At 66.2% G+C, this 15,433-nt stretch carries 10 protein-coding genes and 1 pseudogene; 6 read left to right on the forward strand and 5 right to left on the reverse strand.

All coding sequences use genetic code 11. From position 1 onward, the window contains the following. The first annotated feature begins 87 nt into the window (after positions 1 to 87). Both AB4Y43_RS25495 and AB4Y43_RS25500 read left to right on the forward strand, forming a co-directional pair. A complete protein-coding gene (locus AB4Y43_RS25495) occupies positions 88 to 1,920 on the forward strand; it encodes an SLC13 family permease (RefSeq protein ID WP_368729041.1) in 1,833 nt (610 codons plus the stop codon). A gap of 104 nt (positions 1,921 to 2,024) precedes the next feature. Further along, positions 2,025 to 3,437: an alpha/beta hydrolase gene (locus AB4Y43_RS25500; protein ID WP_368729042.1), complete on the forward strand. Its 1,413-nt coding sequence runs from the start codon at positions 2,025 to 2,027 to the stop codon at positions 3,435 to 3,437. A gap of 62 nt (positions 3,438 to 3,499) precedes the next feature. Here AB4Y43_RS25500 and AB4Y43_RS25505 read toward each other — a convergent pair. Further along, positions 3,500 to 4,396, reverse strand: a pseudogene (locus AB4Y43_RS25505) (S1C family serine protease); the annotation flags it as partial. A 532-nt stretch (positions 4,397 to 4,928) separates the two neighbouring features. On the opposite strand from AB4Y43_RS25505, the gene AB4Y43_RS25510 reads away from it, so the two are divergent. The 3 genes from AB4Y43_RS25510 to AB4Y43_RS25520 all read left to right on the forward strand — a co-directional run bounded on the left by AB4Y43_RS25510 (position 4,929) and on the right by AB4Y43_RS25520 (position 9,246). Next, positions 4,929 to 5,978, forward strand: coding sequence for an AI-2E family transporter (locus tag AB4Y43_RS25510; RefSeq protein WP_069267055.1), 1,050 nt, complete (start codon positions 4,929 to 4,931; stop codon positions 5,976 to 5,978). Between the two features lie 28 nt (positions 5,979 to 6,006). Beyond that, on the forward strand, positions 6,007 to 7,476 hold the full coding sequence (locus AB4Y43_RS25515; RefSeq protein WP_368683613.1) for an amidohydrolase family protein: 1,470 nt from the start codon (positions 6,007 to 6,009) through the stop codon (positions 7,474 to 7,476). A 573-nt stretch (positions 7,477 to 8,049) separates the two neighbouring features. Continuing rightward, the gene (locus AB4Y43_RS25520; RefSeq protein WP_368729043.1) at positions 8,050 to 9,246 is read left to right on the forward strand and encodes a hypothetical protein; all 1,197 of its coding nucleotides are present in this window, start codon (positions 8,050 to 8,052) and stop codon (positions 9,244 to 9,246) included. A 50-nt stretch (positions 9,247 to 9,296) separates the two neighbouring features. Here AB4Y43_RS25520 and AB4Y43_RS25525 read toward each other — a convergent pair whose 3' ends face one another. The 4 genes from AB4Y43_RS25525 to AB4Y43_RS25540 all read right to left on the reverse strand — a co-directional run bounded on the left by AB4Y43_RS25525 (position 9,297) and on the right by AB4Y43_RS25540 (position 13,778). Beyond that, on the reverse strand, positions 9,297 to 10,217 hold the full coding sequence (locus tag AB4Y43_RS25525) for a LysR substrate-binding domain-containing protein (RefSeq protein WP_368729044.1): 921 nt from the start codon (positions 10,215 to 10,217) through the stop codon (positions 9,297 to 9,299). Positions 10,218 to 10,298: 81 nt separating this feature from the next. Further along, positions 10,299 to 11,441 (reverse strand): porin, encoded by a 1,143-nt coding sequence (locus AB4Y43_RS25530; RefSeq protein WP_368605117.1) that lies wholly within the window; start codon positions 11,439 to 11,441, stop codon positions 10,299 to 10,301. Positions 11,442 to 11,523: 82 nt separating this feature from the next. Next, entirely contained in the window at positions 11,524 to 12,564 is a 1,041-nt protein-coding gene (locus AB4Y43_RS25535; RefSeq protein WP_342949420.1) for an ABC transporter substrate-binding protein, read from the reverse strand. A gap of 83 nt (positions 12,565 to 12,647) precedes the next feature. Further along, a complete protein-coding gene (locus tag AB4Y43_RS25540; RefSeq protein WP_368729045.1) occupies positions 12,648 to 13,778 on the reverse strand; it encodes a mandelate racemase/muconate lactonizing enzyme family protein in 1,131 nt (376 codons plus the stop codon). Between the two features lie 197 nt (positions 13,779 to 13,975). Between AB4Y43_RS25540 and AB4Y43_RS25545 the strand changes: the two genes are divergently transcribed. Next, the gene (locus AB4Y43_RS25545; protein ID WP_368729046.1) at positions 13,976 to 15,430 is read left to right on the forward strand and encodes a PLP-dependent aminotransferase family protein; all 1,455 of its coding nucleotides are present in this window, start codon (positions 13,976 to 13,978) and stop codon (positions 15,428 to 15,430) included. Positions 15,431 to 15,433: the final 3 nt, after the last annotated feature.

Genomic DNA, 15,433 nt, shown 5'->3' on the forward strand with positions numbered 1-15,433 from the left:
GCCGCGCTGAAACGTAAGTTTTCAAAATCCGGCACTATTTGCGGTAGCAGTGGTTTCCGAGGCCCGTTGAGCAGGCAAAACGAAATCGTGTCTACCGACCTTTTGATGACCGTTGCCTGTCTGGCCTGCGCGATCGCGATGTTCCTGATCGGCCGGCCCCGCGCGGACGCGGTGGCGCTCATCATGATCGTCGCGCTGTCGCTCTCGGGCATCGTGACGGTCAACGAGGCGCTGGCCGGTTTCTCGGACCCGAACATCGTCCTCATCGCGGCGCTCTTCGTGCTGGGCGATGCGCTCGCGCGCACGGGCGTCGCCCAGCGCGTGGGCGACTACCTGATCGAGCGCGGCGGGTCCAACGAGCGTCGCCTCGTCGTGCTGATCATGATCATCGTCGGCGTCATGGGCTCGGTCATGAGCTCGACCGCCGTCGTCGCGATCTTCATTCCCATCGTCATTCGCATCGCACGCCAGTCGGGCGTGTCGCGCGCGCGCATGCTCATGCCGGTCAGCATGGCGGCGCTCACGAGCGGCATGCTCACGCTCGTCGCGACGACGCCGAATCTCGTCATCAACAGCGCGCTCGTCTATCGCGGCTACCGGCCCTTCAGTTTCTTCGCCATCACGCCGCTGGGCGTGCCGGTTCTCGCCGCGAGCATCGGCTGGATGCTGTTCGCAAGGCGCTTTCTGACCGGCACGGATGGCGCGGAGGCGACCACGCGCCCGTCGCTGAACGACTGGGTCGCGCGCTATTCGCTCGAAGGGCGCGCCTTTCGCCTCGAGGTCGGCGGGGACTCGCCGCTCGTCGGGCAGACACTCGGCCACACCGGGCTCGACGACGACCCCGTGGCGCGCGTCGTCGCGATCGAGCGGCGCACGCGCATGGGCGCGACGGTCCTGCCCGCGACCGCGGACAGCAGCATTGCGCCCGGCGACGTGCTGCTACTCGACGTGGAATCCGCGAGTTTCGACGTGCAGGCGTTTTGCGCGCGCTATGCGCTCGCGACGCGCCGCATGTCGGGCGCGTACTTCACCGACCAGTCGCACGACGTGGGCATGGCCGAAGTCATCGTGCCGCCGGACTCGTCGCTCGTGGGCAACGTCGCGCGCAGTTCCTCGGCGCTGCGTCGGCACGGCGTGACGGTCGTCGGCCTGCGCCGCGCCGACGCCGCGCTCGAGCAGGACCTGCAGGCCACGCAGCTCAAGGTGGGCGACACGCTGCTGGTGGTCGGGCCGTGGATCGACATCTTCTCGATGCAGGCGGTTGAGCGCGACATCGTCTGTCTCGCCATGCCGGTCGAAAGCGACGCCTACGTGCCGGTGCCGCACAAGGCGCTGCACGCGCTCGCCATCATGGCGCTCGTCATCGCGATGATGCTCACGCCGCGCGTGCCGAACGTGCTCGCGGGCCTGATCGGGTGTCTGCTGATGGGCGCGTCCGGTTGCGTGAGCCTCGACAGCGCGTATCGCGCGATTCACTGGCGCAGCCTCGTGCTGATCGTGGGCATGCTGCCGTTTTCCATCGCGCTGCAGCGCACGGGCGGCATCGATATCGCCGCCGACGCCGTGCTGCGCGTGGCCGGCAACTGGGGGGCGCACGGCTTGCTGGGCGCCGTTTTCCTGCTGACGCTCGTGATCGGCACCGTGATTTCCGGCACGGCGACGGCGGTGCTGATGGCGCCCGTGGTGCTCGCGATGGCGGCGCACCTGCATGCGTCGCCGTATCCGTTCGCGATGACCACGGCGGTTGCCGCGTCGGCGGCCTATATGTCGCCGATCTCGACGCCCGTGAATGCGCTCGTCAGCACCGCTGGCGGCTATCGGTTCCGGGAATTTTTCATGGTGGGCTCGCCGGCTGCCCTCGGGGCGCTCGTGATCACCGTCATGCTGGTACCGCTCATCTGGCCGGTTTTCCCGCGCTAGCGCGAGGAAGGGCCGGCCACCCGTTCACGAGGCATTGACCGGACATGGCGAATTTCTTGACGAGAGCGTGGCTCCTTCGCTGGATCAAGCGGATTTCCCTTTTCGTGCTGATCGCATTCGTGTGCATTGCCGGCGTGCGGTTCTTCGACGCGCAGCGCAAGGCGCCGTTGAGCCTGTGGCACACGTACGTGCCGGAAGACATGCACGCGCACGAAATCGATCATGCGACGTGGGAGGAATACATCGCCAACGAGAACCGCCTGTTCGACTCGGTGAAGAAAAACGTGACCGACAAGCTGCCGGCGGACGAACGCATTCCCGCCAATCGTTACTTCTCGGGCAGCCCGATTTATCCCGGGCACTTTCGTACCAACTGGAACCGCTCATACACTCTTATGCCAGAGGGCGCGCCGCGCGGCGTGGCCGTGATGCTGCATGGGCTGACCGATTCTCCCTATAGCCTGCGGCACATCGCGCAGCGCTATCAGCAAGATGGCTTCGCGGTGGTGGCGGTGCGCTTGCCGGGGCACGGCACCGTGCCCTCGGGGCTGACCGAAGTGACGGCGGAAGACTGGGAGGCGGCCGCGCGCCTCGCCGTGCGCGAAGCGCGGCACCTCGTGCCGGCGCCTGCGCCGCTGCATATCGTGGGTTTTTCGAACGGCGGCGCGCTCGCGCTGCAATACTCGCTCGAGGCGCTGGACGACCCGAGCCTGCCGAAAGCGGACCGCCTGATCCTGCTTTCGCCGATGATCGGCATTACGCGTTTCGCGCGCTTTGCGGGGCTCGCGGCATTGCCCGCGATCCTGCCTGCGTTTGCGAAAGCCGCGTGGCTCGACATCGTGCCGGAATTCAATCCCTTCAAGTACAACTCGTTTCCGGTGAACGGCGCACGCCAGTCGTGGCGGGTCACGCGCAAAATCCAGCAGGAAGTGGCGGACGCGGCGCGCAACGGCAAGCTGGCGGCGCTGCCGCCCACGCTCACGTTCCAGTCCGTGCTCGACTTCACGGTGAGCACGAGCGCGATCGTCAGTTCGCTGTATGCGCAACTGCCTGCCAACGGCAGCGAGCTCGTGCTGTTCGACATTAATCGCACGGCGCAATGGAGCCCGCTGCTGCGCGCTTCGATGCGTGACGCGCTGCGTCGTCTCTCGCCCGTGCCGCCACTGCGTTACCGCCTGACCGTGCTCACCAACGCCTCCGCCACCTCGCCGCACGTCGTCGAAGAGAGTACGGCGCCGAACGAGACAACGGCGAAAGTCGAACCCACGGGGCTCGACTATCCGCTCGATGTCTATTCGCTTTCACACGTGGCCTTGCCGTTTCCGGTGACCGATTCGCTGTACGGCCGCAACCCCGATCCCAACGACGACCTGGGCATCCATCTGGGCGCCCAGTCCGTACGCGGCGAAACCGGGGCGCTGATCGTGGGGGCGGGGCTTCTCACGCGGCTTTCGTGGAACCCCTTCTACGACTATATCGTCGAGCGTATCGACTACCTGGCGAGCCACGGGCCGTGAGCGCGCGTCTGGCGCGCGTCAGGCCCGGACCCGGCCAGGGTTTATGCGTGCGGCGCGAGCTCGACCTGTGCGGTCATTTGCTCGCCGTCGCGGGCCACGACGATCGATACGTTGCTGCGTGCCCGCGCGATCATGCTTTGCAGCTGCTCGACGTTGTCCACCTCGATGCCGTTGACCGCGATGATCACGTCGCCGGCGCTGATGCCAGCCGCCTTTGCCGCACCGCCAGCCTTCACGACGAGCACGCCGCCTTCCACGCCGATCTGCTGCGCTTCGTCGCCGCTGAGCGCGCGCACGGCCACGCCCAGACGCGGGTGCGCATTGCGGGCCAGCGTGGTGCCATTGCCGTGGCCGCCGCCCTGCACGATCTGATCCTTCATGTGCATCGCTTCGTCGATCGGAATCGCGAACGAGAGGCCCTGGAAGCCGCCCGTGCGCGAATAGATCATCGAATTGATGCCGATGACTTCGCCGTTCAGATTGAAGAGCGGGCCGCCCGAATTGCCCGGGTTGACGGGCACGTCGGTCTGGATCAGGTGCGTCGGGCTATCTTCCGAAAGCTGGCGCGACTTCGCGCTGATGATGCCCGAGGTCACGGTGTTGTCGAGACCATAGGGCGAGCCGATCGCGACGACCCAGTCGCCGACCTTGCTGTTCGCCGGATTGCCGATCTTCACCGTGGGGAAACCCGTGCCGGCGATTTTCAGCACGGCCACGTCGCCTGCCTTGTCGGTGCCGATCACGCGTGCGGGGAACTTGCGGCCGTCGGTGAGCTTGACCGTCACGTCGTCCGCGCCTTCGACGACGTGATTGTTCGTCAGGATGTAGCCATCCTGGCTCACGATGAAGCCCGAACCCAGGGCGCCCGAATGGCCGTCTTCGGAGTCCGGGTTTTCCTTGACGACCTCGACATGGACCACAGCCGGGCCGTACTGCGCGACGATCGCCGAGAAGTTGGGCGCTGAGCCCCGGACGTCGTCTGCCTTCGGCACGGGTGCCGATAACGTCGTTTTCGTGATGGGGCTTTCGTCCGCGCTGGCGTGCTCATGGCTCACGACCCAGGCGCCGGCAAGCGCCACCGCTACACCGGCGATCAGGCCCCGGCGCCGATATTTGATGGTACTCATTCTATGGTCTTCGAAGAGAGGGTGAAGGTGCGCGTAAGGTACGTTTAGCTGCTTAAACGTGACTTAAATGCAGGAGAGATCTTTTGACCGCGCGAAGAGTCGATGTGCGCGCAACGAAAAGCCGCGGCGCGGTTGTTCGGATTCCTCGCCAGCTAGCGCGCACGTCTTCTTCAAAGCGGCTAGTCTTGCGAAGTGGCGGCCGATCGCGCCCCGAAGACGCTTTATTGAGGGCCGGATGTGCGCGGCGAGGCGTGGATGGGTTGCAAACGTCTCGTGCCGGGTCCCCGCTTCGCCGCGCGACACGCTGTACGCAACCGCTGTCTACAACATCAACGCAACGTGGTTCGTCATCCCAAGCATCTCCATGAAACAGGATCTCGTCACGTTCACCTGCGTGGTCGTCATCGCCGTCATCACGGGGTGGGTGCTGTATATCGGGCGCCCGGTGCTGGTGCCGATCGCATTCGCGATCATCACGTCGTATGTGATCTACGGGCTCGCTGAAATCCTGCGGCGCGTGCCTCACGTGGGCACGCGCATTCGCGCGGGGGCGCGCTACTGGAGCGCGGCCGCGCTCATCCTCGTGGCCGCGTGGGTCGCGACCGAACTGCTGCTGTCCGACACTGACCGCATGCTGGCCGTGGCGCCGAAATACGAAGCCACGCTGCTCGCCTTGCTCGCAAAAATCACCGCGCTGTTTCATCTGGAGACCGAGGCTTCGTGGACGGCCTTCCGCCGCGAGCTGCTCGCGACCGTCAACGTCCAGTCGCTGCTCACCTCGCTGCTCGGCTCGCTCTCTTCGCTCATGGCAACGACGCTCGTCGTTCTGCTGTACACGGCGTTCTTCATGGTCGAGATGGGGCGGTTCCGCCGCAAGCTCTCCGCGGTCATGCGCGGCAAGGCGGACATGGAGCCCGTGATCGACGCCATCAATTCGAAGATCGGCACGTATCTCGCGTTGAAAGCGCTGCTCGGCGTGGTGCTCGGCATACTCAGCTGGATCTGCATGCATCTGGTCGGGCTGGAGTTCGCGCCGCTGCTCGCCGTGCTCATCGTGCTGCTCAACTTCGTGCCGTATGCGGGGTCGCTCATATCCGTTGCGCTTCCCGCCTTGCTCGCCGCGCTTCAATTCGGCCAGTGGAACGAGTCGATCACGTTGCTCATTGCGCTCTCCGCGATCAACTTCGTGATGGGCAACGTGCTCGATCCCTGGTTGATGGCGGGGTCGCTGAACCTGAGCCCCGCGGTCATCCTGATGAGCCTCGCCACATGGACGGCGCTGTGGGGCATACCCGGCGCCTTTCTCGCCGTGCCGGGCACCGTGGCACTCACGATCATTTTCTCTGCGTTCAGCTCGACACGGCCGCTGGCGCTGCTGTTGACGAAGGACGATGTAGTCAGGCGTGCAGAATAAATGCGTAGCTTACTTTCACAGGTGAACTATGGCTTCCAGAATCGACCGCCGCGGCAATGCAATCCGCCCTGTCTCCGCCTGCCTGGGCGACAAGGCGCTCGCGGAGTTCGCCAGTCGCCGCATCAGCGCCGATCTTGCCCGTCGCGGCTTCCTGATCGGCATGGGCGCATCCCTGTTGAGCGCGGTGCTGCCCGAGTTCAGCAGCGCGCAGCAGCCTGGCGCCGCCGCTCCCGCCCAGCCCACGACCTTCACGAACTTTCGCCTGTTCGACGGCAAGTCCGCGGCGCTGCAGGACGGCATGTCCCTCGTCGTCGATGGCAACCGCATTTCGCAGCTGCGTCGGGGCGCGCCTGACGCGCAGAACGCGTCGGGCGGGCGCGTGATCGACTGCGGCGGCAAGGTGATGATGCCGGGCCTCATCGACATGCACTGGCATTCGCTTCTCGCTGCGGTCCCGATCGCGACCATCCTCCAGTCCGATCTGAGCTTCGTCTACCTGGCCGCGGGCGCGGAGGCCCAGCGCACACTCTTGCGCGGATTCACGACCATTCGCGACGTAGGCGGTCCCGCTTTCGCCTTGAAACAGGCCATCGACGCCGGCATGCTGAGCGGCCCGCGCATTTACCCCTGCGGCGCGATGATCACCACGACGGGCGGCCACGGGGACTTTCGTCTGCTGACCGACGTACCGCGCACGAGCAGCCAGATCAGCGAGATCGAACGCACCGGCGCTGCCGCCATCGCCGACACGGCCGACGAAGTGCGCCTGCGTGTGCGCGAGCAATTCATGATGGGCGCCACGCAGATCAAGCTCGTGGGCTGCGGCGGTGTGTCGACCCCGCGCAGTCCGCTCGACATGCTCACGTTCACCGAGCCGCAGCTGAAAGCCGCGGTGGAAACGGCGTCCGACTGGGGCACTTACGTGCTCGTGCACGCCTACACGCCGGAATCGGTGAAGCGCTCGGTGGCTGCCGGCGTGCAATGCGTCGAGCACGGACACCTCATCGACGACCGGACGGCCGAAGTCCTGGCGAAGAACGGCACGTGGTTGAGCACGCAACCATTTACCAGCGAAGAGGACGTTGCGCCGCTGGCGCCGTCGAGCCGCGAAAAGTTTCTCGAGGTGACAGCCGGGACCGACAACATGTACAAGCTCGCGCGCAAGCATGGGCTCAAGGTGGCGTTCGGCACGGACCTGATCTTTTCGCAGGCGCTGGCCACACGGCAAGGCACGATGCTCGGGCACATGACGCGCTGGTATTCGAATGCCGAGTCGTTGCGCATGGCCACTGCCACGAACGGACAGTTGCTCGCGATGGCGGGCGAGCGCAATCCGTATCCGCACAAGCTCGGCGTGCTGGAGGAGGGCGCATACGCGGATCTGCTGATCGTGGCGGGCGACCCGCTCCAGGACATGACGCTGCTGGCCAACCCCGATCAGAACCTGAGCCTGATCATGAAGGATGGCCGCGTCTACAAGGACGCGTTGAAGGCGTGACACTGTGGGGCGCGGGCTCGCGGCGTCACCAACGTACTTAAAAAACAGCCGAAAACAAACGGGTCGCGGTCGCGATTTGGCACGCAAATCGAGGGCGAAATATCCGCGCAGGCGTTCCGAACGCTGCGCTCATGGCGTATCAGCCACAGTTAGCCACACGATTTCTGTATCAAGATGTCACGGCGCGGGGACGCATCAAGCGGGCCCATCTGCCTGCGCAGCGCGGCCATCATGGAACGCCCGGAGCGGCCCCAGCGGGGGTCGAAATCCCGCCTGTCCTTATCCGCCATCTGGCCGATTATGCCGGTTGAACTTCGCGGCGAAGTAGCTCATATTCAAATCGACTATTTGTTACAACCGTCCAACGATCTGCGCAATAGAGTAGAGACTACAGCGAATACTTCGAATCCGGGCCGCCTGGTTGCCTCCGCTGCGACGCGCACCAGCCGCCGGTAGCCAACCCGAAACCATCCTGTCAAAGCTTCCATGCCTGCAATGTTCAACGAACCTGGCCGATCCAAGTCTGGTCCGTGGGGATGTCCATACTGCGGGACCGGTTTTAATGCGCCACTGATGATCTGTCCTCAGTGCGGCGCGAAGCAGCTTTCCTCTGGCCCGCGCACGTCGCCGGCCAGCGAATCCGTCGCGCCCGAATGGCACGATGGTTTCGCGCGCCATGCGCGCACGCAGTGGAACCCTTCTGCATTCAGCTTCAGCGGCGGCGCGCCGCGCGACAGCGATTACGAGCCGCGCGATGAGGCGCCTCGGGCGCCACGCTCGTGGTTGCCCTTCTATGCGATTGGCAGCGTAGTGTCGATCGCGTTCCTGCTGACCGCGTACATGATTTCGCACCGGACCGAGCGCGAGCCGACCCCGGGCGCCCAGATCGTGGAGGGCGCGATTCTCGGACCGAAGGCCACCACACCGGCCGCGCGCGACTCGAAGCCGCATACGGTGCTCAGCGCGCCGCCCGTAGCCGTCGCGCAGTTGCCGCCTCCGGTTGCCAGTGTGCCGCCGCCTCCGGTCGCGAGCGTCAAGCCGCCTCCAGTCAATACAGCGCCGCCGCCCGTGGTGGCCCATGTCGCGCCGCCCGCACCGGCGCCGGCGCCTCAACCGACGCCTGCTCAAGTGCAGCCGCCGCGTACGGCGACCGCTCGCGCGGAGACCGCACCACCGCCGAGCGCTGCGGAAGAGCGCGCGCTCGCTGCAGCGAAGGCCAAGGCAGACAAGGCCAACGCGGAGAGGATTGCCGCCGCGAAGGCCAGGGCAGACAAGGCGAACGCGGAGAAGGTCGCGGCCGCGAAGGCCAACGCAGAGAAGGTCGCCGCAGCGAAGGCCGCCGCCGATTCGCGGGCCGACGTCTCGAGAAGTCTGTCGATGGCGCGCGCGAGCCTCGACAAGAACAGCCTCGGGCCTGCACGCAGTGCGATCAATTCCGCGCTCGCGGCACAACCGGGCAACGGCTCCGCGCTGCAAATGCAGGCCGAATTGACGTCGCGCGAAGATCAGCGCGATTCGTTGCTTGGCTACGCGCGGCTTTGCGCGCGCGATGGGCGGTGGGTGTGCGCCTGGCATAACGCGGGGCACGCACTGACCGTCGATTCGTCGAGCGGCGAAGCGCGGGAGATCCTCTCGCGTTCGATCGCGGCTCAGGGAGCCGGCAACATGGCACAGGGCGCCGGCCACGTGGCACAGGGCGCGGGCCCCCCCGCGGCCACGATGAGACAGGTGGACTCGGGCCCGCCGGGGCCACCGATCGATCCCAACTGACGATATCCAAAGCGCAGACGCGGGTGCGTGACGCGAGTCATGCACCCGCGCTAGCGTTGCTGGCTGCCCTGTTCGCTGTGGTAGCCGACCAGCCAGTCGCTGAAGTTGCGCACGCGTAGTGTCTCTTGCACTTCGGGACGCACGTCGAGCCAGTATCCCGAAGGTCCCACCACTTCCACTTCGCTCAGTTGCACAAGCGTGCCGTTCTCCAGTTCGGGCGCGATCATGTGCCGGTCGGCAACGGCGATGCCCAGACCCGCCACGGCCGCGTGGATCACTTGATCGAGCGTGCTGAACTCCAGTTCTCCGCGCGGCGCCATCTGCACGTCGAGCGCCGCGGCTTCGAGCCATGCTTCCCAGACCAGCAGGCGCCGGTCGATATCGAGGATATAGAGCCACGGATGCTGCGCGAGGATCTCGCGCAACGCGTCCTGATCGGCGGCGGGCTGGCTGAACTCGCGCGCCGAGCCGACCAGCACGTGGCGCTCGCGCATGAGCAGCGTGCTCTGGCCGCCCGGCAGCGGTTCCATGCCGAAGCGGATCTGGCAATCTTCGTTGCGCTCCGTGCCGTGCAGCGGCCCGTATTCGTTGGTGACGGAGATGCGCAAGTCGGGGTGGCGCACCTGGAAGTCGCGCAGGCGCGGCGTGAGCCAGCGCGTGGCGAGCGTGGGCGCGGCGTTCAGACTGAGCAGGCTGTTCGACGGGTCGGCGCGAATCGTGTCGAGCGAATGGGCGATGCTGTCGAACGCGGCCTGCAGCGTAGGCAGCAGACGCTTGCCCGCGGCCGTGATTTCGAGCCGGTGATGATGCCGCATGAAGAGCGGCGTGCCGAGATAGTCTTCGAGCAGGCGAATCTGGCGGCTGATCGCCCCCTGGGTCACGTGCAGGTTCTGCGCTGCCCGGGTGAAGCTGAGCGTGCGGCTCGCCTCCTCGAATGAACGCAGTGCCGATAAAGAGGGTAGGCGGCGCATGCAAGCCTCGCGATGCAGAAGCGCCGGCGCATTGTCGTTCGCGCCGGCGCATTTTCGGTGATAAGGACAGCGTGGAAAACGTTAGAACGCGTGTGTGATGCCCACGCGGGCGACGGCCTGGTTGTCGGTGCCCGATGGGTTGAAGCCTGTGATCTGCGCGTTGTCCGCCGAGCCCGCCGCGTGCTGGTACACGCCCATCGCATAGAGCGAGGTGCGCCTGGACAGCGCGTACTGGCCGATCAGGTTGACCTGGTGATACTTCGGCGATTTGTCGGTGGCGTGGTCCTGGCCCACCGTGTAGGTGTAGCCCGCGCCCACGACGAACGCGGGCGTCACGGCATAGGTACCCGCCACTTCGAAGTTCTGGAAGTGCAGGTCGCCGCTGCCGGTGGCCGAGGCGAAGTCTACGTTCGAGTAGTTCGTCATCAGCTTGAGGCTGCCGATCACATACGACGCGCCGGCCGAGAGGATGCCCTGATAGCGTGCGTTGGCGAGCGCGTCGCCGAAAATCGAGTTCACGAAGCTGCCGCCGCTGCCATAACCGGCCACCGCCGTGATCGGATCGTTCACGCGCAGGTAGCCGACGCCCGCGCTGAAGGAGGCGAGCGTGTAGGCCGCTGCCGCGCTATACGAGGCGTTCTTCGAGAACTGGCCCGCCTGGCCGCCGAACGAATAGTGGCCTTCGAACTGGAAGCCGGCGAGCACCGGGCTCACGTATTTCACGGCGTTGTTGACCGGGAACCCGTTGTCGAGGTTGTCCATGTCGTTCGGGTGTGCGAAATACCAGCCGCCGTAGTTGCCATTGAGCGAATACGGCTCGATCAGATCGACGGTGGCGTCCCATTGCTTGCCGAAGGTGATCTGGCCGTATTGGTCCGACTTGAAGCCGACATACGCGTTGCGCGAAAACGCGAGACCGCCGCCCAGACCGCCCGTCGCCGCGTTGAAGCCGCTTTCGAGCCGGAAGATCGCGGCGTAGCCGCCGCCCAGGTCTTCGGTGCCGCGCAGACCCCAGCGACTGCCGGCGGGCACGCCGCTTTGCATCTGTACGAGCTTGCTGCCGGTGCCCGGCACGAGCTGGCCGTTCGCGCCGTTCGCCACATTGCTGGCGTAGTCCACGCCGAGATCGATGAGGCCGTACAGCGTCACGCTGCTTTGGGCGTGCGCGCCCGCTGCGGCCAGCGCCAGCGCCAGCGGCAGCGCCGCGAGAATCTTCTTATTCATTTAAGTCTCCTTATCATGGAGCCGCGTTGCGCGGCCCGGCTTTTCTCGTTGGAATCGTTTTATCTCGTGGAGCGCGTCGCGCTTACGCGCCAAGCGACTTCTGCACCTTCTGCGCGACATCGGCGGGCACCCAGGTCTTCCACATTTCGGGGTGCTGCTTGAGGAACTTGAGCGCTTCGTCCTGGGCATCGACCTTATGCTCGGTCATGTCGAGAATCGTCGTGTTCAGGAAGTCGATGGGGAAGTTCACTTTCGAGAAGAACGCCATCACGTCGGGCTCGGCTTGATAGAACGGCGTCGAAACGCCGATCTTCAACTGCGAGACCAGATACGACGAGGCGCATGGCTGTGCGCTGTTGGCATCGCGCAGCGTCTTCCAGCACGCTTCGTTGAACGGGGGCATCTTGAGCTGAACGAACTTGTACTTCGCCATCAGTGCGGCCGGCTCCCAGTAGTAGGTGAGAATCGGCTTGCCGCGCGCGTAGGCCGAGGAGATGGCCGCGTCGAGCGCCGCGCCGGTGCCGGGGCGGAAGTTCGTGTAGGTGTCGTCGAGCTTGAGCAGCTTGAGCAGGCGCGTATTCACGCGTTCGCAGTCCCAGCCCGAGGGGCAGTTGAGGAAGCGGCCGCGATCCGGTTCCTCGTCATCGACGAAAAGGCCCTTGTATTTGGGCAGATCGCTCACGGACTGAAGGTCGGGCGCGCTCGCCTTGATGCCGCGCTTCGCGTCGCCGTGCACCACATAGTCGGGCACGTACCAGCCTTCCTTCGTGCCGCCCGGCAGCGTGTCGCCCACGAGCTTGACCGAACCCGCCTTGACCGCGCCGGCGATGATCTCCGAGCGGCCCGTCCATTGCTCGGACCAGATCTGCAGGTCGTTGCGCGAGAGCGCCGTTTCGGTGGCCGCTGTGCTGCCCGGCACCGTGTCCGTCTGGCAGCTATAGCCGTTCTTGAGGATGTAGCGCAGCACTTCGCTCGTGAAGTTGCCGCTTTCCCATGTGACGCCAGCGAAGCGCACGGGTTTGCCCGCGCTGCACCAGGTGCCGGCGGCGTGCGCCGGCAACGCGGCGAGGGCGAGCGGGGCCGCCAGGCAGGCTGCGCGCAAGAGGGTGGTGAAGCGTTTCATTGTGTGTCTCCGTTTTATTGAAATGTTTCGGAATGCTTTAGATGGGGCTGGCATCTGGTTCATTGCTGCGGCCCAAAGAGGTTTCAGTCGTAACGGCTGTCGTGTGCGCGTGTCGCGGCGAGCATGGCTTCGTCGAGTTCGATGCCAAGTCCTGGCGCATCGCTTAGCTCGATCCAGCCGTTCGCGTCGATGTCGATCACGCGCTTGATCGGGAAGTCGCGCCGCGCCGGCGTCCATTCAGGCGGGTCGTACGGAAACTCGACGAACGGTGCGTGCGCAGCGCCTGCCACGACATGCAGGTTCGCCGCGAGGCCAATGCCGTTGCCCCACGTATGCGGCGTGAACACCTTGCCGTGCGCCTCGATTTGCGCCGCGAGCCGCCGCGCGCCTTCCATGCCGAGCGTGCAGACGACATCGGGTTGATAGACGTCGAGGCAGTCGTGCGCGAGGAGCGCTGCGAACTCGTGCGCGTCGCGTGTCATCTCGCCGCCTGCGATCCGCACGGGCGTTTGCTTGCGCAACTGCGCGTGGCCCGCGTAGTCGCCACGATGCAGCGGTTCCTCGACCCAGTACACGCGATGCTTTTCGATCTGGCGAATCACGGCGAGCGCTTCGTCGGCGCGCCACGGCGCCTGGGTGTCCCACGGCATGCGCCAGCCCTGGTTGCAATCGACCATCAGTTCGATGTTCTCGCCCGCGGCTTCGCGCACGGCGGCGAGGGCGGCGAGATCGTCGGCGAGGGTCGGGCGGCCGAAGCGCACCTTGAGCGCCGGGAAGCCGCGGGCGACGGCATGCTCGGCCCACTGCGCCATGCCGTCGAGCGTGCGATGCACGCCCGAGGACGCATAGGCCCGCACGCGTTTCGATCGGCCGCCGGCCATTTGCCAGCAAGGCTCGCCGCGAATCTTCCCGGCGAGGTCCCAGAGCGCGACGTCGAGCGGCCAGAGGCGTCCCGCGTGGAAGTTGAGGTTCTCGAGCACTGCCGAGTGCCGCGCGAGGTCGAGCGGGTCGGCGCCGATGAAGAGATCCCGGTAGTCGTCAAAGCCGTACATCGCGTCGCCGGAGCCGATGCCAACGCGGCCTTCGCTGTCTTCCACGCGCACGATCGTCGCGGGGAAGGCGCGCCGCGGGCGGCTGTCCCACGAGGCGGGGAACGGCGGGTCGAGCGGCAGCCGGTGCTGGCTCATGGTGATGCGTGCGATGCGATTCGTCATGGCGCGTGGGGCGCCGCCTTGGGGCGGGCGATTGTCTCCTTGGCCTTGTCAGGCGTTACGGCATCCTAGAGGGTCAATTTCGTGCACTCAATGAAGTCAATTGAAGTAAATGACAGCCTTCATTTCCGCGGATTGGGCGCGATAATGACGCAGCCGTCGCGCCGCGCCGCGGCGTGCTGATCTCCTTCGGGAAAACCATGAATGGCTGGATGCCCACGCTCTCGCGCAGCAGCGAACCCAAGTACCGGGCGATCGCCCAAGCCTATTCACAGGCCATTCACGGCGGCCAGATGCTGCCCGGAGAAAAGCTGCCCGCGCACAGGCTGCTCGCGAAGAAGCTCAGCGTCACAACCGGCACGGTAAGCCGTGCTTATGCGGAGCTGGAGCGCGGCGGTCTCGTGGTGGCGCGCGTGGGAGACGGCACCTATGTGGCCGAGCCCGACGCCGACGGCGCGCGCATCCAGGACCGCACGCGCACCGTGCCCGAGTCCAGCGAGCGGGCCGCCGCCGCGCAGGTCACGCCGGGTGCGCCGGGCGTCCATGCGCCGGGACGCCTGATCGATCTCGGTCAGAACGTGCCGATGCCGACCGACGAAGCCTTCCTGCTCACGCAGACCTTGCGCGAGCTGGCCACCGACGAGCGGCTCGCGGGCGAACTGCTGCTTTATCAGCCCGAAGGCGGGCGCCGCTCGCACCGCGAGGCGGGTGCGCGCTGGCTCGCGCGCATGGGCTGCACGGTGGCTGCAGAGCGTGTGCTGGTGACGCAGGGCGCGCAGCACGGTCTTGCCTGTGTGTTGCGCGCGGTGCTGCGGCCAGGCGACACGATCTTCGCCGAGGCGTTGAGCTATCCGGGCATCGTCGCGCTCGCGCGGCAGTTGCGGCTGAATCTCGTCGGCATCGAAATCGACGAAGAGGGCATCGTCCCCGCCGCGCTCGAGCGCGCGTGCGGGCTGCTCGCCCCGCGCGCGCTCTTTTGCGTGCCGACGCTGCACAACCCGACCACGGCGACGCTCTCCGAAGCGCGCCGCGCGCAGATCGCCGAGATCGCGGTGCGCCATCACCTCGTCGTGATCGAGGACCTCGTGCCCGCCGCGTTGCTCGACGCGCCGCCCACGCCGCTCGCCGCGCGGCTGCCCGAGCACGGCATCGTCATCAGCAGTCTTTCGAAAGCAGTGGCGCCGGGCCTGCGCGTGGGCTATGTGCAGGCGCCGCAGGACTGGGTCGGCAAGATCCTCGCGGTGATACGCAGCGACTGCTGGATGACGTCGCCGCTCGCAGCAGAGATCGCGGCGCGCTGGATCGTGGATGGCGAGGTCGATCGGCTCGTCGCGCAGCAGCGCGCGCAGGTGGACGCGCGCCATGCGATCGCCGCCGAAGTGCTGGCGGACTGGACGTATCGCACCGATCCGGCGAGCCCGCATCTCTGGCTGCCGCTCGCCGAGCCCTGGCGCGCCGCCGAATTTTCCGCGGCGCTGCGTCAGGCCGGCGTGCTCGCGAAAACGGCGGACAGCTTCGTAATCGGCCGCGGGTCGGCGCCGCACGCGGTGCGCCTGAGCCTCGGCGGCGCGCGCAGCCACGAGGCCCTGCGAGAAGGGCTGGAACTGCTGGCGCGCACGCTGCGCAACGGGCCGGAAGGGCTTTATTCGGCCTGACGG

The organism is Paraburkholderia sp. BR10872 (genome assembly GCF_040965835.1).
Classification (GTDB): Bacteria; Pseudomonadota; Gammaproteobacteria; order Burkholderiales; family Burkholderiaceae; genus Paraburkholderia; species Paraburkholderia nodosa_A.